The organism is Clostridium sp. AM34-11AC, assembly GCF_003435375.1.
GTDB lineage: Bacteria > Bacillota > Clostridia > Lachnospirales > Lachnospiraceae > Pilosibacter > Pilosibacter fragilis.
The window spans coordinates 1-20,641 of the sequence record NZ_QWGL01000040.1 but is presented as its reverse complement, the minus strand read 5'-3'; the positions used below and the strand labels follow the sequence as shown (position 1 = coordinate 20,641).

Annotated in this window: 22 protein-coding genes and 2 pseudogenes; all 24 read right to left on the bottom strand. The window is 46.3% G+C overall.

All coding sequences use genetic code 11. From position 1 onward, the window contains the following. Positions 1-740 (bottom strand): CHC2 zinc finger domain-containing protein (locus DW826_RS15890; protein WP_242994123.1); only part of this gene is annotated, 740 nt, incomplete at its 3' end. Positions 741-746: 6 nt separating this feature from the next. Further along, the gene (locus tag DW826_RS15885; RefSeq protein WP_117553181.1) at positions 747-1,025 is read right to left on the bottom strand and encodes an immunoglobulin; all 279 of its coding nucleotides are present in this window, start codon (positions 1,023-1,025) and stop codon (positions 747-749) included. Then, positions 1,022-1,708, bottom strand: a pseudogene (locus DW826_RS15880) (DNA topoisomerase); the annotation flags it as partial. The gene DW826_RS15885 and the pseudogene DW826_RS15880, both read right to left, overlap by 4 nt. Before the next feature lie 41 nt (positions 1,709-1,749). Then, a complete protein-coding gene (locus tag DW826_RS15875) occupies positions 1,750-1,947 on the bottom strand; it encodes a hypothetical protein (protein ID WP_005335835.1) in 198 nt (65 codons plus the stop codon). Positions 1,948-2,195: 248 nt separating this feature from the next. Beyond that, entirely contained in the window at positions 2,196-3,572 is a 1,377-nt protein-coding gene (locus DW826_RS15865; RefSeq protein ID WP_117553180.1) for a virulence-associated E family protein, read from the bottom strand. Then, complete coding sequence (locus tag DW826_RS15860) at positions 3,484-4,122, bottom strand: CHC2 zinc finger domain-containing protein (protein ID WP_117553179.1); 639 nt, start codon at positions 4,120-4,122, stop codon at positions 3,484-3,486. The genes DW826_RS15865 and DW826_RS15860 overlap by 89 nt, the downstream gene beginning before the upstream one ends. Positions 4,123-4,319: 197 nt before the next feature. Next, a complete protein-coding gene (locus tag DW826_RS15855; RefSeq protein WP_022616344.1) occupies positions 4,320-4,790 on the bottom strand; it encodes a hypothetical protein in 471 nt (156 codons plus the stop codon). Between the two features lie 338 nt (positions 4,791-5,128). Beyond that, positions 5,129-5,638, bottom strand: a complete 510-nt coding sequence (locus DW826_RS15850; RefSeq protein WP_024720781.1) for a DUF5104 domain-containing protein — start codon at positions 5,636-5,638, stop codon at positions 5,129-5,131. 167 nt (positions 5,639-5,805) lie between these two features. Then, positions 5,806-7,341: a serine/arginine repetitive matrix protein 2 gene (locus DW826_RS15845; protein ID WP_181968097.1), complete on the bottom strand. Its 1,536-nt coding sequence runs from the start codon at positions 7,339-7,341 to the stop codon at positions 5,806-5,808. Positions 7,342-7,425: 84 nt separating this feature from the next. Beyond that, a complete protein-coding gene (locus DW826_RS15840) occupies positions 7,426-8,175 on the bottom strand; it encodes a hypothetical protein (protein WP_117553178.1) in 750 nt (249 codons plus the stop codon). A 215-nt stretch (positions 8,176-8,390) separates the two neighbouring features. Beyond that, a complete protein-coding gene (locus tag DW826_RS15835) occupies positions 8,391-8,681 on the bottom strand; it encodes a hypothetical protein (protein WP_005930793.1) in 291 nt (96 codons plus the stop codon). After that, positions 8,659-8,907: a ferredoxin gene (locus DW826_RS15830; RefSeq protein ID WP_117553177.1), complete on the bottom strand. Its 249-nt coding sequence runs from the start codon at positions 8,905-8,907 to the stop codon at positions 8,659-8,661. The genes DW826_RS15835 and DW826_RS15830 overlap by 23 nt, the downstream gene beginning before the upstream one ends. Before the next feature lie 109 nt (positions 8,908-9,016). Next, positions 9,017-9,400 carry a TnpV protein gene (locus DW826_RS15825; RefSeq protein ID WP_117553176.1) on the bottom strand — a complete coding sequence of 128 codons (384 nt, stop codon included), beginning with the start codon at positions 9,398-9,400 and terminating at the stop codon, positions 9,017-9,019. Next, positions 9,397-11,319 carry a recombinase family protein gene (locus DW826_RS15820; RefSeq protein ID WP_003023119.1) on the bottom strand — a complete coding sequence of 641 codons (1,923 nt, stop codon included), beginning with the start codon at positions 11,317-11,319 and terminating at the stop codon, positions 9,397-9,399. The genes DW826_RS15825 and DW826_RS15820 overlap by 4 nt, the downstream gene beginning before the upstream one ends. A gap of 53 nt (positions 11,320-11,372) precedes the next feature. After that, positions 11,373-12,791: pseudogene (locus DW826_RS15815) on the bottom strand (DNA topoisomerase); the annotation flags it as partial. Next, on the bottom strand, positions 12,772-13,479 hold the full coding sequence (locus DW826_RS15810; RefSeq protein ID WP_117553174.1) for a conjugal transfer protein TraG: 708 nt from the start codon (positions 13,477-13,479) through the stop codon (positions 12,772-12,774). The gene DW826_RS15810 and the pseudogene DW826_RS15815, both read right to left, overlap by 20 nt. A gap of 150 nt (positions 13,480-13,629) precedes the next feature. Further along, positions 13,630-14,382: a DUF4366 domain-containing protein gene (locus DW826_RS15800; protein WP_117553173.1), complete on the bottom strand. Its 753-nt coding sequence runs from the start codon at positions 14,380-14,382 to the stop codon at positions 13,630-13,632. Further along, complete coding sequence (locus DW826_RS15795) at positions 14,372-14,623, bottom strand: DUF4315 family protein (protein ID WP_008723337.1); 252 nt, start codon at positions 14,621-14,623, stop codon at positions 14,372-14,374. The genes DW826_RS15800 and DW826_RS15795 overlap by 11 nt, the downstream gene beginning before the upstream one ends. Before the next feature lie 29 nt (positions 14,624-14,652). Continuing rightward, complete coding sequence (locus DW826_RS15790) at positions 14,653-16,362, bottom strand: CHAP domain-containing protein (RefSeq protein WP_117553172.1); 1,710 nt, start codon at positions 16,360-16,362, stop codon at positions 14,653-14,655. Next, complete coding sequence (locus DW826_RS15785) at positions 16,355-16,729, bottom strand: DUF3851 family protein (RefSeq protein ID WP_002569211.1); 375 nt, start codon at positions 16,727-16,729, stop codon at positions 16,355-16,357. Before DW826_RS15785 ends, DW826_RS15790 begins: the two co-directional genes overlap by 8 nt. A gap of 2 nt (positions 16,730-16,731) precedes the next feature. Continuing rightward, on the bottom strand, positions 16,732-19,131 hold the full coding sequence (locus tag DW826_RS15780) for a VirB4-like conjugal transfer ATPase, CD1110 family (protein ID WP_006059580.1): 2,400 nt from the start codon (positions 19,129-19,131) through the stop codon (positions 16,732-16,734). Then, complete coding sequence (locus DW826_RS15775; RefSeq protein ID WP_117553171.1) at positions 19,088-19,543, bottom strand: PrgI family protein; 456 nt, start codon at positions 19,541-19,543, stop codon at positions 19,088-19,090. Before DW826_RS15775 ends, DW826_RS15780 begins: the two co-directional genes overlap by 44 nt. 14 nt (positions 19,544-19,557) lie before the next feature. After that, entirely contained in the window at positions 19,558-20,103 is a 546-nt protein-coding gene (locus DW826_RS15770) for an MT-A70 family methyltransferase (protein ID WP_002589060.1), read from the bottom strand. 13 nt (positions 20,104-20,116) lie between these two features. After that, the coding region (locus tag DW826_RS15765; protein ID WP_242994122.1) for a VirB6/TrbL-like conjugal transfer protein, CD1112 family at positions 20,117-20,641 on the bottom strand (525 nt) is incomplete at its 5' end.

Sequence of the window (20,641 nt, the reverse complement as noted above, 5' to 3'; positions counted from 1 at the left end):
TGCATATAGATGAGCATGGTGTTGTTTACCGAATAGCGGTGGAAGCGGGACATGACGGACAGATAGCGCATATACTTTTCACTCTCAAACAGTTCTTTGATCCCCTGCTCGATGCCATCTGTGATTTCCCTTAGCCGCTCTCGGTTGGTGGGTTTGTTCTCAGCCATGATTTTCAATCTCCTTTCCAAGTGTGTGATTTCTGCTGTGTGTTCTGCAATCCATGCCTTTTGTTCTTCTTCACTTTCATAAAGAAAAAGGTCCAACAGGTACTCTACATAGGTTTTTTTCTGGATTGCTTCCACAAAACGGGGGTGCGGTTCTTCCTCCGGTGTCCGGGGAGAATTGTCGGCCTCCCATTTTTTCAGCAGATAGTAGTAATCGGACAGTACGCGATAACACCGCTGCCGGTCCTCCCGAAATTTCTGTGCCTCGTTTTTCTGCCGGACATACCTCCTGCGGGGAGGGGCCTGACTGTCATAGATCAGGCCAAAGTCCTGTGCCAGTTTCTCCGCCGCTTCTTTTGAGGAGAGGTCAAAGAGCTTTGCGGTAAAGTCGATCACATCCCCATCTTCACCGCAGCCAAAGCAGTGGAATCGCTGGTCTACCTTCATGCTGGGGTTCTTATCATCGTGAAAAGGACAGCAGGCCATGCCATTTCGCCTGACTTTTATCCCATAAAACTCTGCCGCTTCTCTGGTGCTGACCGACTGCTTGACTGCTTCAAATACATTCTCTGCCATGTGCCTTTAACTGCCGGCCTTTCTCACAGGGGGCTGGTATCCGGCAGCTTTCGCACGCTCACTGGCAGCTTTGCGGCGTTCTGCGCTGTATGGCTCCCTGACTGATACACACCGCTTGGGGACGGTAAAGTTATGGGCATCCTTTCGGGTGATCTGGTCGGGGTGCTTTTTTGCCAGCAGTTCCAGTTTCTCCATCAGGCGGGGATCGTGGGTGTAGACCTCAGCCATTGGTTCTGCCTGGTTATAGAGGAGAATGGTTTCCCGTTCCACTAAAGAGAGCTTCATCGGCTGCCTCCTTTCCGCTGGTCAAATTCCAGCTTGAAATTGGCATACTGTCCATCGTCCTCCAAAACCACAGTGGCATCGTAGGTCTTGCCGGTTTTCTCCGAATATAGGCCCGTTACACGGACACGGCCATCTTTCAGCAGTGCAGACACCACAGCCTTGGTCGGCTGTTTTTTCTTGGCAGCCCACCATTTGTTATTTTTCCAGATTGCAAATTTGCAAGAATCATTCTGACAGAAGAAGCCTTTTTGCAGTTCTGCAACTTCACCGCCGCAGCGGGGGCATTTGCCTACCACCTCACGGGGCGGGGAGAACAGGTACTCGGTTCCCTTGATGACCTGATAAGTTCCCACCAGGTCTCCCAACATGGTGCTGATCCCGTCCAAAAACTCCTCCGGGGCAAGCTGCCCGCGCTCGATCTCGCCCAGGCGGTACTCCCACTCGGCAGTCAAAAGCGGCGATTGCAGCTGTTCCGGCAGAACGGTGATAAGGGAAACTGCATCGTGGGAAGGGAGAAGCTGCACCGTTTTCCTGCTCTTTTTTCGTTCCAGAAAACCGGCAGATACCAGCTTTTCCAAAATACCGGCACGGGTGGCCGGTGTCCCCAGACCTTTTCGTTCGGCATCCTCCGGCATATCTTCTTTTCCGGCAGTCTCCATCGCGGACAATAGGGTGTCCTCTGAAAGCTTTTGTCAAGGGGGTGCGTGGATATTTTTTATATTACTTACGCAGATTCTCTCTCTGCTTCTGCCTGAATAATGCGTTTCAATCTGTCCTCAGCAGTCAAACCGCTACTATGGTCAAAAAACACTTTGACTTTATAATTTGTTTTGCCTTGCTTAATCACAAAAACTCCATCCGGTTTGTTTTTCTCCGAATGGTTATTTGGGGTGGGTAGTGTACTGTTCACAATATTTGTCATACGATATTCCTCCTTGAATGAAAAAAGCCCGACAAGGAAAGGTCTGACAACGAAGTTCCGACAACGGACATCAGAAAACCTTTTTTCTTTATCGGGCGATACTATCTTTTTACTATTTCCTTTTTCTTTATAATATTGGTTGTCATGGTTGTCAGAGAGGGAAAAGTGCCGCAATATCAAGGCTTTCGGGATTTTTGCCCGACAACCAGACCGACAACCGGCTCGACAACCGAAGCGACAACGAGCTTTTATTTTTGCTTCAACCATTCTTCCGGAAGCCCTAACTGTTCCATTTCCTCTGTCGGGATTTCTTGAAAACCATCCATGCTGTTGTCAGGCTCGTTGTCGTTCCTGATACGCTCCCAGCCTTTTTGTCTGCGGTAAGGCTCTGGAAAATACCTAGGATTGCTGAACGCCCTCCAGCCTGTGACAGCGTTATTCATAATGTCGTTGATCTCTCGCAGTTCCCATTGTTTCGGTTCGTCATAATCATGCCCCAGTGCTTCCTTATAAAGCTGTTTGGAACAGACCATGCTGCCGGAATAGCGTTCCAAATAGTCTAAAATCTGTCCTGCCTTTGTGTCCTCCGGCATAAAGTCCTTTTGGTGGGCTTTCAGATAAGCGTTCATAGCCGGACTGAATCTCAGACGGAAATTTCCGCTTCTGTAAATCTCCATAGCTTCTGCCCACATCTGATTGATATACTCTCTTGAAGCCTGTTCATCTGCCAAAATATGAACCTCAGCCCTTTCAGGATAGACCATAACCGGAACGAAGCGGCGGTTGCCTGTTCGGTCGAGGGGAAGAAAGTCAAGGGTATTGGAAGAACCTCCAAACACACATTGTCGTTTTCTGTCTGCCGGATGTGTTTCATAGGGTATCTTATAGGTTTCCTTTTGGCGGCTCAGAAAGGACTTGATTTCTTCAATGCTCTTAGCGTTGGCGGTTGCAATCATTTCCGACATTTCAATAATCCAATGCCCCTGCATTTTGCGGTACACATTTTCATCATCCAGCTTCTTCAAGTCATCAGAGAACCAATCATCATTGACCGCAAGCAAACGGAAGAAAGAGGACTTTCCGGCTCCCTGACCGCCTACAAGACAGAGCATTACCTCAAATTTGCACCCCGGCTTAAAGGCTCGTGAGATAGCACCCAACAGAAACAACTTCAATGCTTCATAGGTGTAATCATCTGTATCAGAACCGAGAAAGCGGTGCAGACAGAAGCGTATGCGTTCCGTTCCGTCCCAGTGTAGGGCATTGAGAAAATCGCAGACAGGGTGGTAACGGTTTTCGTTGGCAATAACCGCAACTGCGTCTATGATTTTCTTTTCTACGGTCAATCCATAGTTTTCTTCAAAATATAGGAGCAGATATTTCACATCCACATCCGTCAATGTCGGGCTGTCACGATACCAACCGAGGGGCTTCACAATGTCGATTCTTTCGGTCAGAAGATTTTTTCGGATAGCTCCTTTCAAAAGTGGGTCATATTGCAGAACACGCTTATAATTTGCGGCAGTATTATAAACCTTACCTTTCTCGCTCTGCTCTAAGCTGTTTCGGATTTCTTCTACTGTGCATGGTTCTGTCTGCTGACAGTTCTGCAATTCGTTGTTCAAGTTTCAACACCTCCTTTCTCTGTTCTGCCACAAGTGCTTTTCGTTCCTCCAATGAACCATACAGAAGAATATCAAGCAGATATTCGATATAGTTCTTCTTATACAGTGCTTCTGCAAACAGAGGATTCCATTCCTCATCCGGCTGTTTAGGAGCGTATTTCTTTTCCCATTCTCTAAGAAGATGAAAATAATCCGTCAGCACCTTGTAGCAATGATTTTCTTCTTTTTGATATTTCTGCTCCGGTGTCGGCTCACGAATACGAGGGCGGACACTGGGCTTTTGTCGGCTGTCATAGTTAAGACCAAAATCTTCAGCAAGTTTGACAGCAGCTTCCCTCAGCCCGATACCGAATAGCTTCGCTGTGAGATCAACAGCGTCTCCGGTTGCTCCGCAGCCAAAACAGTAATAGCGTTCATCCAGCTTCATACTGGGGGACATATCCGAGTGAAACGGACAGCACGCCATACCTGTGCGACCCACTTTCAAGCCATAGGCTTCTGCGGCTTGTCGGGCAGTAACATTTTCTTTTACAATTTCAAATACATTCATGTGACTCCTTTCCTGAAACGAAAAAAGCACCTGTCATTTTCAAAACGAAAATAGCAAGTGCCTTAAAGTTCCATATTTAATTTTAGGTGCAAAAAAGCAGGAGACCTTTTCAGATTTCCTGCTTAGCAAAGCTGTGAAGATTTAATTGTGGTTGGGTTGCCAGTTATACAAACTGGGATTTTTCTTTTTAGAATGAATTATTTATTTTCTACAATAGCACCATATTTCGTATGCGGAAGATATTGTACCTTTAAATAAGTATTTTTATCAACATACCTTGAAAATACTGTGATTTCGATTTCATCATCTTTAACTTTATCATATAGAAAAATACTTCTTCTTTCAGAAGATATATCTGCACCACCATGAGATTGTTCAGTTACATATCCTTCTGCATAACTATACTGTTTGTTTATGATGTAAGGCATATCTAAAACAAAATCTTTCAAATATAAGATTAAAAGAATAGCTACTATAACAAGAATGGTATTAGCCAATCGAAGAAATATTATATCATTTTTTCCAGTATATTCTTTTTTTATCGCTTCTTTATCAAAAAATATCGAATAGATAAGTTTTCTTTTTTTAATTAGATAGATAATGCAAGCAATTAAAGCTATAACAAATAATGAAACTCTTATAAACAATCTAAATATAGCAAAATCCATAATATCATTCCCTTAAACTTCAAGTTTGTTGCTTACATTATACTTCATCAACCTAAAGAATGGAAGATATTTTCTTGCTCCCTAAAGCAAAAGCACCTGTCATTTTCAAAACGAAAACAGCAAGTGCCTTAGAGTTCCATATTCAGTTTTTGGGAAAAAAAGCAGGAGACCTTTTCTGATATGCTCCCTTTATGAGAGACAGTGAAAAAACAAACTGTCATCATGAAGGGAGCATATCATTCGGATCTCTTGCTTAGTAAAGCTGTGAAGATTTAATTGTAGTCAGTTTTTCTTATACCATCCGAAATTTATACTTTAATGTTCTCTCATAACAAAAATCAATTTTGTCCTCCAACAAAAATACCGTTTGGGGGATTATCCCATATAAAATTATCCTCAGCCACTTCGCTCTCTAATGCAATTTCAATTTTATATATCCCCACATTTTGGGCATTTTCATCATCCTCACTATACATATAAAAATTCATACAATACCGTTCCTTCTCTGTCAATATGAGATACATACCATCCAATTCCGTTTTCCTTTTACCATAGTTGCTTTCACTTGATGATGCACAATCGCCCTCAAAACTTTGGATACTGCCCTCAATATAATCGAAAAAAGCAGAGATTTCAGTGTCTAAATTCTCAATGTTCTTTTTGCTTTCTTCGGAAAATAGAGATTTGAGTTTCTCTGAATCCTGTTGCTTACATGCCTCGATAATTTGTTGACACATCTTATCCGTTTCATTTTGTTCAGAGCTAAACCAGTCATTGAAATATTTGTTAGAGCAGCCTGTTAAACCGAGTATAATAATCACACTGAAAAGCAACAGTACTTTCTTCATATAATTACATCCTTTACTTGATAATTGCAAAATCACTTATTGGATTAAGGTCATTACAAAAAATTTCTTACTATCATTATACTTCATCAACCTAAAGAATGGAAGATATTTTCTTGCTTCCTAAAGCAAAAGCACCTGTCATTTTCAAAGTGAAAACAGCAAGTGCTTTAGAGTTCCATATCCTGTTTTTTGCTTTTCGCCGGAAGTGTCCGGCTGACTTCACGCTCTGCCATTTCTTTCTTTTTTCGGCTCAACTGCTCTATAATGGAACTTTTGGCTTTCTTCTTGATTTGCTCCGTTCCGGCTTTTTTGACCTCCGGTTTCATCAGCGTGGTTTGAATTTTCTGAATGGTTGATTTCATAGCGTTTGTGATTCTGGCAATCACGCCATCCAATCGTTTCGTTGCATACTCGATTTCTTTCTTTGAAGCCTTACGCTCAGGGGAGAGAACCCATGCCTTAGACTGCTCCACCAGCTTAATATCCTCCTTGTGCGTTTCCAGTTTCACAGTATCAGCAACGACCTCAACCGCCTTGTCATAGGCAATATCGGCAACCTCGTCCACCAGAGCTTCCACATCCTCAATCTTCATCGTGAGTTCTTCCAGCTTTTGCTCCTGTGCTGCCAGTTGCTCCTTTTGCTTGAAAAGAATATAGTCCTGTTTTTCCAGATATGCACGACCACCATATTCCGGTTCTTCTTCCAGTTGTAAGCCATGCTTTTTCGCCACATCAAACAGCAGCACTCGGCAAGCTGAATCGAAAGTCATCTTGCGGTTATTTTTTCTTCCGACAGGCTTCTCCGGTTCCGGCAGTTCAAACCCCAGTGCTTCCAAAGCCTTTTCCTGTTGTGGGGCAATCTCCCCATATTGATTTTCACAGTCGAACACATGACGCTCGTGAATATGAGGGGTACTTTCATCCAAGTGCAGAGCCCAATTCAGGATATGGACATGAGAACCGAAACGCTCATTTACGATTTCCATAAATTCTGTGACGATCTCAATGAGCAATTCCGGTGGAACATGATTATCAAGCGTTCCAATCTGATAGACCGTTTCCTCTGGACAGGTCTTTTTGCTTTTGAGTAAATCTCCGGTTTCCTTATTTCTTTCAGGGTGTCGGTTCTTCACATTTCTTTCGTTCTGTCCGGTCACAAAATCACGATACCGCTGACGATAAAAAAGCTGTTCCACATCTTCAAAAGTGGCAGACAGCTCATTTTCCTTTTCGGGATTTTTGAAATTGCGGAAGCCATTGTAACAGTCCCAATAGAGATTTTGTTTGGCTCGTTCTTCGTCAATGTGTTCGCTGTTGGCAATGTCAAAACTGCGGTCATTGTGCTTCGGATTATAAACGCCATTCTTTCCGGCTCGTCCATTGTGTCTTGTTAATTTCACATGAGTTCCTCCTTTTCTTTTTGATTTCCCCGACAGGGGAGAAGGGCAGCGAAGCTGATTCCTTGCGGCTTTCTGCGTCAAGTAATACCCAGTACTAAGTGGCGAAACGCCACTTAACTGGGCAAGGCTGCCGCCCTTGACCTGCACAGGGATATTGCATTCCCTGTACCCATGCACAAAGGGTTGCACCCTCCGTACTCCCGCCCGAACAAACTGACTTCGCCCCGTCCCAAGCTCCGTCAGTTCCTTCGGTTTTACAAAACAGTCCACCGGACTATTTTGCAAAAAGAAAAACCGACGCATGATCGCTTTACGCTCAATACATCGGTTTCTTCATCTGACCTTAACGTTCATATTCAGTTGTGGCAGATTAGCCAATTTGAAAAATTACTCTGGCACATCTACTGAGTAGCTCAGACAATCGCCTCTTTTATTGCTTTTCAAATCGTTATAATACCACATATACATCGTTCTACCATATTCTTCATATTCTATAATCCCATCTGGCTTTTGACCTTCTACTTCTAATGAGTAAATTTCTTTATCATGTGCATAGCCAAAAACGAATCTGGTATCCGGATAATTTGGATTTAAGTCTTGTTGAATATCACTTATTGTTAAAGATAAATGGATAAATTTTTTGAAGTCTCCCCCATAAGTGGTATCTGGTGTAGTGGTAGCTGGTGTAGCATTTACAAACGCATATTGTACACTTGCTTCCTCCACCTGTTTTTTGCAGCGTGCCATCACAAAACCTTGAACGGGATCGTTATCGCTTCCTGCCCGATAGAAAATAGTATCATACTGTTTGCCATTCCATATATGCAATATTTCATCAACATGATTAAGAAAATCTTCTGGAACAGAAAATTCTTCATTTTCAGCATTCAAAGGAGAATTCAAAATAGCTTCTTCGACAGAACTATAATATATGAGTTCAGAATCCTTTTTATCGTAATCACTCAAATTGAATTCGACATATGCATTGTCTTTATTGTCATCTTCCGGAACATAAGTATAACGACCATTTTCAATATGGTCATCATAATCAACAAACAGTCCAATACATATCAGCGCTGCAAAAATCAAAAAAACTATTCCTACAATGATTAGCAATATTTTCAAAAATTTTTTCATACAAAAGTCCACCTTCTTGCTTCATTTCAGTAAATTATATCATACCGATATGAACAATTCAATTCACGCTCTATCAAGTAGTTTTTTACTTACCTATAACGCACATTTCCGCAAAATCCATAGTCCCCGATACTTTCCTCACAGGCGATAGGCAACGGTCAAAACATCAGGTCTGCACCTGACATTTTAACCGCATATCAGCCCTGATTATCACATTATCCCTGCTGGCTGTTCAGCCCATGCTTTTTCGCATATTCACTGGCTTTCTGTCTGCGTTCCTCACTGTAAGGCGGCAGGAAACGGATAGACAGACGGGACTTTGCCAGCTCATAAGAAACACCGCCTTGAACATTGGATTTTTCCAGTCGGCAAAGGTCAGGGTACTTCTTAGCAAAAGCAGCCAACCTCTTTTTCAATCCGGCGTTGTGGGTGTAGATATTTGCCTTGTCCTCGCCCTCATTAAAGAGAACGATTGTTTCTTTCTCAATCTTTGTCAGTCTCGTCATAGCAGCCCTCCCTACGGTTTTTCAACACCCTCAGCCTGCGGTAAAAGCAACGATACCACCTTTCAACACCCTCAGCACTCAGCTTGACGGAAAGCATATAAAACAGCTTCTTCGCCACCGGATCGGGTGCAAGGGCAGCCACCATACGCAAACGCTCGACAGTTGCTTTCAGGTTCGGACAGCCAAAGGCATAAAGGGCTTCCATTTCATTCCGGTTCATCTTCATTGTGTTTTCCTCCTTAAAGTTTGATAAATGAAAAGCGACAGACACTTCATAAGGAAATACCTGTCGCTTCGTTGACGATATAAAATTGTTGGTTTTGGACTTGATAAAATCAGCAGTAAATCATTTCCTGTCTGATGATTTCTTCGGCTCGGTTACGGATAGAGTTTATGGACTGTACCCACAACATCTGATTATCTGCTTTCATGGTTTCGGTCACACCCTCGGCTTGTTTCATCTGCTCAATGATAAGGCTGCACCTTTCCGCTGCCTGTTCGTTCAGGTCAGCAAGGTAAGTATGCAGTTCGCCGGATAAACAGAGGGCAGATAACCTTGCAGGGCGGTACTGCTCCAAATATGTCCTGTGCAGTCTGCCCCACATACCGATAGGGCGGTGTTCCTCCGGCAGCTTCAAGTCCGGCACATAGTAATCGCCCACAAGAACATAGTCCAGACCATTGCTTTCATCATGGATTCGTGGTTTCAATTCTGTCATGCTATTTTTTCTCCTTTCACTTTTTGCCGATTTGATTTGCTTGTGGCGTTCTGTTCAACACACACATTGCTATCAGAGCTTTTTTCTTCTGCTATACGCTCATGCTCCGCAAATTCTTTTGATTTCTCACGAATCTTTTTCATATACTTACGATTGGATTCTCGTTTTCTGCGAAGTCGTTCCGCCTCTTTTTCAGCAGCAATCCTTTCTTCCTCGGTTGGTTCATGCTGCTCCACAGGTACTTGAAATTGCCCGACATAGTTAAGATATATCTCCACCTCTGTGGTGCGGTCTGCACCTTTTCCTTGTGGCTCGTGAACCAGAATTTTGTCGATAAATTCATTTATCATGGCAGGAGTAAGTTCTGTAATGTTCTCATACTTTTTGACCAGCTTTAGAAAACGCTCCACATTATTTTGACCGCCTATAATCCGTTGCATATCAGCGGTGTCAGTCTCAATAATCTTGTTCAGCTCGTTCTGCTCATTTTCATAATCAGTAAGCATACTCTGAAAAAGTCTGTCCGGCAATCTTCCAATCACATTATCTTCATAGATTTTCCTGATAAGCATATCCAGTTCGTGAACTCGCTTCTGATTTCTTTCAATGCGGTTTTTTACAGTTTCAGAAACAGCAATATCTTTCATCGCCGATTCTTCTTGCAGAGAATAGACAAACTCCTGCTCATTCAAAGAAACATAATGGCAAGTCTCCTGTATGGTTTTCAGAATGATGCTTTTAAGTGCTTTTGTTGAAATATGGTGGCAAGTACAGTGACGATCATACTTCTGATAAGCAAGATTATAAGTGGAACATTCATAACAATCTGCCGGATTGGAATAACTTGTCCTTTTTTCGCCTTTGGCAGTATAGTATATTCTTTCTCGCCCTTTCCGCTGCCTGTGATTATACATCGGCGCACCACAATCAGCACAGTAAATCTTTCCGGTCAGAACATTAGGCTCGCCCATAGGATCTGCTTTTCTTACATTCTGTCTTAACTTTTGAGCAAGCAGCCATGTTTCTTCATCGACAATAGGCTCTTGTGTATCATCAAAAACCACCCAATCTTCCTTGTCTGCCCTTTTCGTCTTTTTGTCCTTATAGGAATTTTTGAATGTCCTGAAGTTGACAGTCTTTCCGATATACTCTGGTCGGGCAATCAGAGTAGTAACCTGATTTCCTCGCCACATATACGGATTTTCTTTGTCATAGTTGCTTGCATGATTTCCAAGTCCCTTTTTTCCAAGATAATAAGACGGTCTTTCTATTTTTTCTTCTGAAAGTTCTCTTGCTATCTGATAAGGTCCTTTTCCCTCAATAGTCATGCGATAAATTCTGCGGACTACTTCAGCAGCTTCTTCATCAATAATCCAATGGTCGGGGTTTTCGGGGTCTTTCAAATAGCCGTATGGTGGGATATTACTTGTATGAGCGTTGCCGGAAGAACCTCTGGATTTCAGTACAGCTTTAATTTTCTTACTTGTGTCCCTGACAAACCACTCATTCATGATATTCAGAAAAGGGGCAAACTCACTGGTTTCTTGACGGTCACTGTCAATACCATTATTGATTGCTATAAATCGAACTTCCTTTTCTCTAAACAGAATGTCAGTGAAAAAACCTACTTGCAGATGATCTCTGCCGATTCTGGACATATCCTTGCAGATACAGGCAGTGATTTCTCCGTTTTTAACACCTTCAACAAGTCTGTTCCATGAAGGTCTGTCAAAGGTCGCTCCACTCCAACCATCATCGGTAAAATGAACAAGATTCGTAAAGCCATGTTTTATAGCATAATCTTCAAGCATTTGCTTTTGATGAACGATACTGTTACTCTCTCCAGCATTATCATCATCACGAGACAGTCTTTCATACAAAGCAGTAATGCCATTGCTTTTATCTTTTTTTCTTCTCATGCTGAACTCCTTTCTTCAATTCCTATCCACTCCTTACGCTCACAAAATATCACATCCGTAAAGTGCTGGGGCGGACTGCTTTTGCCTTCTTTGACGATTGCCGCAGAAACCGAAAGGGTCTGTCCTTCGGTCAGCTCCGGCAGGGCTTTCTCTGCGCCCTCTTTTTTTGGCTCCGCATCCTTCATTTTGGCACGGTAAGCGTCCTCCAGTGCTTTCCATCCGGGGTGCTTCACTGTTTTTCCTTTGGCGGTAAACTCCCCACCGGCACAGTCGGCAATCACAACGGTTTCCGAATAGATATGGGGCTGGGCTACGGCACACAGCAGACGCAGGGCCACCAGCTCCATCACCGCTTTTTCTCCCGCAGGAAGGGCAGAAAGGTCTGCATCCTTGAGATTTCTGGTAGGGATTACTGCGTGGTGGTCGGTTACTTTCTTATCGTTGATGACCGTCTGCGGATCACAGGTAATGGCGATCCCTTTGCGAAACGGCATAGCATTGGCAACCAGATTGACCAGCACCGGCAGGCTGTCTGCCATATCACCGGTCAGATAGCGGCTGTCAGTACGGGGATAGGTGCAGAGCTTCTTTTCATACAGGCTTTGCAGATAGTCCAGGGTCTGCTGGGCTGTAAATCCAAGCAGGCGGTTGGCATCTCTTTGCAGAGTAGTCAGGTCATAGAGGGCAGGCGGCTTTTCGGACTTTTCCTTGCACTCCACTTTTTTAATTGTGACAGCTGCACCCTGACAGGCTTCTTTCAGCTGCTCTGCGCTTGCTCGGTCACTCATGCGCTCCCCGGATACGGTAAGACCGGGCAGCTCCAGCGCCACGGTATAAAAGGGAACCGGCTTAAAGGTGTCGATCTCAGCCTCTCGCTGGACAATGAGCGCCAGCGTTGGAGACATCACGCGCCCGATGTTGAGGGTGCGGTGGTACAACACGGAAAAAAGCCTTGTGGCATTGATCCCTACCAGCCAGTCGGCCTTGGCACGGCAGAGAGCAGCATCCCGAAGTCCATCATAATCTACACCTGGACGCAGGTTTGCAAAGCCCTCCCTTATGGCGAAGTCCTCCATTGAAGAAATCCAGAGCCTTTTCATCGGCTTTTGGCAGCCTGCCAGCTCATAGACGCTGCGGAAGATCAGCTCGCCCTCGCGTCCGGCATCACAGGCATTTACTACCTCCGCCACATCCGAGGCGTTCATCAGCTTTTTGAGAATATCAAACTGCTTTTTCTTATCCTTTCCCACTACCATCTGCCAATGCTCCGGCAGAATAGGCAGGTCATCATATCGCCACTTGGCATACTTGGGATCATAACTGTCTGCATCCGCAAGACCGGCCAGATGGCCCACGCACCAGCTGACACGCCAGCCGTTTCCCTCCAGATACCCGTCCTTACGGGCAGTTGCGCCGATCACCGCAGCCAGACTCTGGGCAACGGATGGTTTTTCAGCAATCACCAGCTTCATATTCTTCAACCTCCCATTCATCCTGCCAATCATCAGACAGTTTTTTTGCAATGCTGTGTTCTGAGGCAAGTGTAATGTCATAGCCAAAGTGATAATCATATCGGTACAACCTGCCAATCAAATCATTGATTATGATATTGCAGGCCATAATCACACGCTCTTTATCCACCTGCATCAGCTGATAGCGTTGATAATTGTTGTAATATTCTCGATGTCTGTGGGTTCTGCTGACCGTATCTTCCATCAGACAATCTATGGCGTCTTTTTCACCATCTTCTTTGCTGCCCTGTGTATAAGACAACAGTTCCTTAACCATGGGAAAACTTTGTTCATCTACCGTTGCTTCTTCGCTCAAAAAACCGATATAAGCTTTTAGTAACAGGCTAACTGCTGTTTTTTCAGCTTCAGATAAAGCGTTCATGGTCTCCGCTGCATCAGGCAACAGTTCCTTTTCCACAAATTCATCTATCTCACCAGAATAAAGCATTCGGATTGAGTCCACACATAAAGAGCGCTTTTGGGGTGCGGTCTCAATTTCAAAATCATAAAGATCCAAGTCATCGTCCTTCTTTGACTTTTTTTGAACTTTGCTGATAGCAGTGAAAAGAATGTCTCCTCCAAAGTAAATTCCGAAGGCGACCAGATCAAAAATAATCAGAAAGTGTAATAACCAGTTCCATGTGTTCATTGTGAGGTCCTCCTTTCTTTGACCATGTGCTGCTGATTTTGGGTGTGGATTTGCAGTAAGAGAGTGAGTAGAGCAGCAGAGGACAGGAATTTCTCCCTGTCCTCTGTCCCTTATCCCGCAATGATTTGAAATACGCTACGCTCAAATAGTTCAATCTGTTCTATCGCTTTCCTCATTAGGGTCAGAACCCTCAAAACCATCCTCAAGGACTTCTTCATCCTCGGTTTCCCATTCCTCGGAATCTTCCTCGCCATAATCATAATCGTCCAGGCTGTCATTGCCCTTGGTCTTAGGTTTATTCTTAACGAGCTTCAAGTAGGCAAATACGCCACCGCCGCCCAATAGAGCAAGCAGAAGGATCAGGGCAGCCGGGTTCAGTCCGGCAGGCTTCTCTTTTTCCGGCTCCGGTGTTTCTGCCGGAGGTTCCGGTGCTTTGCCCGTACATTTGCTCATATCGGTTGCACAGACCGGGCAGGCCGTATTGACTGTCCCTGTTTCACATTTTGTCGAACAGCTACACACCGCAGGCGGCTCCTCTTTGGCTGTTCCATCCTCCATCAGCGCCATCAGATCCGCTTCATCCACCTGGTTCAGAAAGTGAACAGCAGTCTTTTTATCCTCGTTGGCCCTGTCGATCAGGATATAAAAATAGTTGCCTGCTTTGGTGGTAACGGTAATGAGCTGCTTGTTGCCCCCAAAATCATCCACCAGAGCGGCGTTGCCTTCCGGGGTCAGCGGAGGTGCTTTTTCCGTTTCTTCCACCAACACATTGCTGTCATTGGAGGTATCCTCTGCCGGGGGCGGCGCTGCGCCCTGGGCAAAAGCGGGAACAGTAAAGCCCGATGCCAGAACCAGCGTCAGGCAAAGGGCGGAAAGTGTTCGGAGCAATCGTTTATTCCTCATAGCTGTTTTCCTCCTGTTCGTTGTTGTCATCCACCATACTGCCGGAAACTGTGCCGCCGGACAGCATGGCGCTCAGCTGGGCAGGGGTCATACGCAAAGCGCGCACCATCTGGACGATCTCCAGATTTTCTGCCTCGATTTTCTGTGCCTCCAGCGCCTTGAGCTTTTCCTGATATTCTGCGATCTTCTCGCGGACCTTTGTAATCTCCTGGTCAATGCGTTCAATTTTGTTCTTTGCCATCGTCTATCACTCCTTCTAAAAAATCTCTGTTACCAGTTCATCAGGCCGTAGCCCTTGATACTCTGATAATTCAGGTCATAACTTTTGATCTTGCAGGCATCGCCGGAATTTCCCTCCACGGTATAAACACGGCTGCCATCGGTGCCGACAGCAATTCCCACATGGTCTGCGGAACCATCCAGACCCCAATCGAAGAAAATGGCATCACCGGGGGCAATGTTTTCATATCCTCGTGCGCCCCACTGTCCATGAGACTGGAACCACGGAACACCCTGAGACTGACAACCAGCAAAGCGTGGTTCCGTTCGACCGGATTGACCATAGCACCATGATACAAAGCAGGCACACCATTCCACACGGGAGTCAAAGCCGTACCAGCTCCAATAAGGTTGTCCTCCCACATTGCCCACCTGACTTTTCGCCAGTTCCACCAGCTGCGGATTGCCGGGGCGGGAGCCATTGATAAATTCAACACCAGTCAAATCTTCAGAAACACCTGTATCGGGGGAACCGCCACCAAATAACAGCGGCTTATTGCCCATAGTCTGTCGGTAGACCTGGTACATCTCCATCTGCTCCGGAGTCAGTAGTTCTGGCGCAAGAGAGGCAATGGAACGGCTTGTTAAAGTTACATGGAGAATACGATATTCATATTCATGCTCATCCCCGTCTTCGTCAGTGTAAGTGCGAATCTGAATTTCTTCTCTCAGCGTGAGCTGATACTGTGCATCAAACACACGACTCAACTCTGCCTGTGCGCTGTGGCGTGTATAGCCTTGCAAGACAGCAGAGAGAACTGCCGCCAGCTCATGGGGGTCATGGCCAATCATATCCAGGTTATAGCGATACTCGTCATACCCTGGGTGGCTGCTTTCGATGTTGTCGATTTTCTCCTGCAACCGAGCTTCTCTGTCTGCATAATCTGCCTCCACCGCCAGCATTTCCGGGTCATCCGATGGATAGGTAGTGCCGGAAATTACAGAACCAATACTCTGTGCCATCATAGAGCAGGAGGACATGGTATTCATCAGCATACAGACGATGAGGAACAAAACCCCTGCGATCAGGAAGCCCTTCTTGTGGCGCATGACGAATGCCCCTGCCTGCTGTGCCTTTTCTTTTACCGTCCTTGCGGCTTTTCCGGTTTTGGACGCAGCCTGGGCGGTATTTCCGGCAGTCTGACCGGTGCGCTTGGCGGCGGCATACTGCTTTTTGATGGCCTGCTTTTGCTGCCAGCGGGAAAGTGGATTGCTGGCAAACTGGGGATTTTCCTGCAAAGATTTCTGGTACAGAACATTTACATTTGCCTTTTCCAGTTGGCGCTCTGCCTGTGCTGCTTTGCGGTACGGCTTCAGCTTGTGGCTGTGATAGCCCTCCCGCACCAGATAAGCGCCGGTCTCCACCGCTTCCTCGGACTTGTGGGCGCTTTCCACGCCCACATTGTCCTGTTCTGTTTCCCGGATCTCTTTGTGGAGTTTGCCCGCAACCAGATGGACGGGAGCTTCCTTGACCCCTTGAGAAAGTTTGGAGGGTGGCTTTTTCTTGTCCTCAAAGGTCAGCTTCGAGGTCTTTTTTCCGGTATCCGGGTCGATGACCGTCTGCCTGACCTTTTTCTTTGGGATATTGGCCTGCGCCTTATCTGCTCTGGCCGCAGCTTTCTCCGTTTTGCGGATCGGCTTTTCCAGTGCAGGGTCCGACCGTTCCTCATCAGTAAAGCGCAGGCGCGGCTCTTTATTCAAACCAATCACCCATTAGGATAGCATCCATCATGTGGTGCAGCTCCACATAGAGGGCCAAACCTTCCGGATCATATAGCGGATGCACGGTGAGATACGCATGGACTTGCGCCAGAATCTCAGAGAGCATTGTGATAGGTCTGCACCCTACAATGGTTGCTGCACCAGGGGCACACATCATATTCGCCCAAATCGAAAAGAGACGGGCAAGACCAATTTCGCCATCCTCATTCAAGGTTTTGAGTTCTTTGTCAGCGGTACGACACTCAACAACAGCGGAGGCCATTACCGGAAGCAACATGAATTCGTGAGCCTCCAATGCCTCACGGAAAAAAATCATGGTATCAAGTTCGCAAATATTCTGTTTCATAGTTATTCATCCTCCTTTTTCAGTTCCTGGGGTTTGGTGGTCATAATGCGGTAAAGCTCGGTATTCTTCGGGAAGTGATCCACGAAAGGCAGGATTGTAGAGCCATAAAACAGCAGGCCCTCGCCCTCACCGGAGTGGGTCACATAAGATAATTGGTGTGTGGAAATACCCAGCTGCTTGGCAAGTATCTGACGGTCTCCGCCTGCCTGGTTGAGCATATACACGAAGTCCGAGTTTTCAAAGATGTTCTCTACCTCGCGGCTGCTCAAAAGGTCTTTGACATTCTGGGTGATACCTGTCGGAATACCGCCCCATTTTCTGAATCGCTTCCAGATTTCTACCGTATAAGCAGCGGTCTGTTCCTCCTTCAAAAGCAAGTGCATCTCGTCGATGTAGTAGCGGGTGGACTTGTGGGCAGCGCGGTTAATGGTAACGCGGTTCCACACCTGATCCTGGACCACCAACATACCGATTTTCTTGAGTTGCTTGCCCAGCTCCTTAATGTCATAGCAGACAATGCGGTTATTGATGTCCACATTGCTCTGGTGATTGAACACATTGAGGGAGCCGGTTACATAGATTTCAAGGGCCGTGGCGATATACTGGGCTTCCTTTTCCTCCTGTGAACGGAGCAGGTTATATAGGTCCTCCAGTATGGGCATATTCTCCGGGCGCGGGTCATTGAGGTAGGTCTGATAGACCAGACGCACACAACGGTCGATGATGGTTTTCTGCACCGGCTGCAATCCGTCCTTACCGCCCACGATCAGCTCACACAAGCTGAGGATAAAGTCAGACTTGAGGGACAGCGGGCTTTCATCATCCGAATAGTCCAGGTTCAGATCCATCGGATTGATGTAGTTGGTTGAGGTAGGCGAGATCTTGATGACCTGCCCATGCAGACGATCCACCAGAGGTGCGTACTCCGCTTCCGGGTCACAGATGATGACATCATCATTGGTAAGCAAAAAGCAGTTGGCAATTTCTCGTTTTGCGCTGAAGGACTTACCGGAACCCGGCGTACCCAGAATCAGGCCGTTGGGGTTTTTCAGCAGCTTTCTATCCACCATGATGAGGTTGTTGGACAGAGCATTGATGCCGTAGTACAGAGCTTCTTTCCCGTTCTGGAACAGTTCCTGCGTAGTGAAGGGCACAAAGATAGCTGTGGAACTGGTGGTCAGCCCTCGCTGAATCTCGATCTGATTGAGTCCCAGGGGCAGACAGCTCATCAGCCCTTCTTCCTGCTGGAAGTCCAGTCTGGTCAGCTGGCAGTTATACTTCTGGGCAATAGAGCCTGCCTGAAAGATGTTGTTGCCAAGCTGACGGGGGGTGTCCGCTGTGTTCAGCACCAAAAAGGAGACCAGGAACATTCTCTCGTTTCGGCTCTGCAAATCCTGCAACAGCTTTTTCGCTTCGCTGCCGTAGGTGGCAAGGTCAGAAGGAATGATGTCCATGTCGTATCCGGCGCGGACTGCTTTTTTCTGTTCCTCAATCTTACTGCGGTCCAGATCGGTAATCTTACGCTTTACCGTTTTGATGGCTTTCACCTGATCCACCGACTGAATGTGCATACTCACAATGAGCGAGCTTTCCATATCCAGAAAATCAGCCAGCAGACGGTCATTCAGCTCTGGGGCTAAAATCTGCAAAAAAGAAACAGCCCCGTATTTCTTGCCCATACGGAACTGCTTGCCGGTGCGGAACTCAAAGGAGCTTGGTGCAATAAAATCTTTCGTGGACAGGCCGGAAGGAGCCAGCCAGTCCCATTCAAACTGAAACGGGAGCTGTTCATCCATGTGGAATACCGCATGAAGCTGGGAAAGCCTTTCCTTACCGTCCAATGTTCTGGCGGCTACACCAAGACGCTTGAAGTTATTGAGTATATCGGTCTCAATACGCTCCAGACGGGGCTTGGCGGCTTTGATGCTGTCAGCGTTGATACCAAAGGTCAGGTATTTGGTCTTGATGAGACCGTTGTTGCCTCTGACCAGCTGATTTTGCAGCATCGTGGTATATTCCTCACGGATACTGTCAAAGGCATCCCCCTGGGGCGGAATGGAAATGGAGTTGGCAAAGGTCTCCTCCGATGCCGCAAGGTTCAAAAAAGACAGCTGGAAGTGAATCGAGCTGTCGAAATAATTGAGGAAATCACACCAGCCCTCAAAGATCGCGGTCTTATCTTCATTTTGGGAGAGCTGATAGTTGATGTCCTGAAACTGAATGGTCTTTGTGTAGTGGCTGTCCGATACGCGGCAGATCCCGTCCGGCCACATTCGTTCATAGGGGATACTGTCCTGTGCCGATTTTCCTTTTTTGTCCGTGCGGTTGGCGCGGGCAATGGCCGCTTCGATCTGCTTCTTATCGGCGCGGGACAGCTTTTTCTTTGTCTTTACCGGATGCACGGTCTTTTCTTCCGGGTTTCCCAGCAGACGGCGCAGCCAGCTTTTCATTGCGGTGAACAATGTCATACCCCTCCTTATCGAGCATTTCCTGCCGCTTTAATACGGCATAAAAGTTATTGGTCTGGTAGGGACGCTGCTTGGGACGGATCACAGCTACTTTGAGGATGTTGCCGACGATCTTTTCCAGGGGCTGTCCATGCTTTTCATACATTGCCAGCAGGAAGAAGGGCATCATGACCAGCATCATACACATGGCAGCCATGCTGTTTCCCGCAGGCTCACGGAGCCACAAGAACAGCGGTACGCCTACAAGCGCCCCGGCGGTAAAGCAGACCAGCTGCCTTCGTGTCAGATTGAACATGACCTTGGTTTTGACTTTGGTTAAATCTTTGGGTACGGGTACATAAGCCATATTATCCACCTCCTTTATGGGAATGAAATAGAGCTGTCCACTTCATTTCCCCACACATCCCAACCGGGTGTGGATTGACGAGCAAACAGTTCTATGCGCGGGAGATCACCCATCAATGAGACAATGCGTTCTCTGGCTTCCTGCGGTTTTTTTGAATGTTCTTCAATGTGAGAGACAATGACCTGATGAACAGCTGCGTTTATACGCTTGGGATGTCCTTTCGTTGCGAGGATACAAAGTTCCACATTGGAGCGCGTCCAATATCCCATTCCCCAGAACAAGCTATCTGCCTTTCGATTTTGCTTTACCCAAACAAAGCCGACGGTTTTATAGGTAAATCCCCATGCCTTCAGAACTGAGAGACCTTCCAGTAAACATGGAATCGTGACCCATAAAAACAAGGCACAGTCTTTATCCGCCAAGTTGCCTACTGGCAGCGCACAAATATCCTCGATACTCATGGTCGGATAGTGACTTTCTGCACTGCGTCCCAATCCTTTCTTGGAATATACTTTGTAGTTCCATGGCGGGTCTGCGTAAATGATTTGATATTTTTTCATACAGAACCCTCCTTTAGTGCGCCTGAAAGACTGATTTTGCGAGACTGCCGGTTTTGAACAGCGTAAAGCACAGCAGTACGGTGTAGCCCACGCAGCTCCAGATTGCCATGATGATGTCATCTTCCAGAGCGATGTTCTGCACCAGCACAGCATAAATTGCCACGCAGACGATAATGAGAAACGCCTGAAAGCCCAGCGCCAGCAGGGATCGGAGGTAGTTCTGTCCCATACCGCCCCATTCTTTACCCATCATTGCAGCCATTGGAACGGGAGCCACCGAAGTCACAAGGTAGATTTCGATCATACGGCCATAAATAACGATAAAGATACAGATATATAACGCCCACATAGTAATGCCAATAAAGAGGGATTGGAACCACAGTCCGAACAGCGGTCCCAGATCCATTTCCATCAGCCTCGGTTCCAGATCGGTCATAACTGAGGAAATGTCAATGGACGCATCCGAATTGATAATCCCTGCCGCCTGCGCCACTACGCTCTGCGCCATATCAAAGACGCCCATCACGATATTCCATGT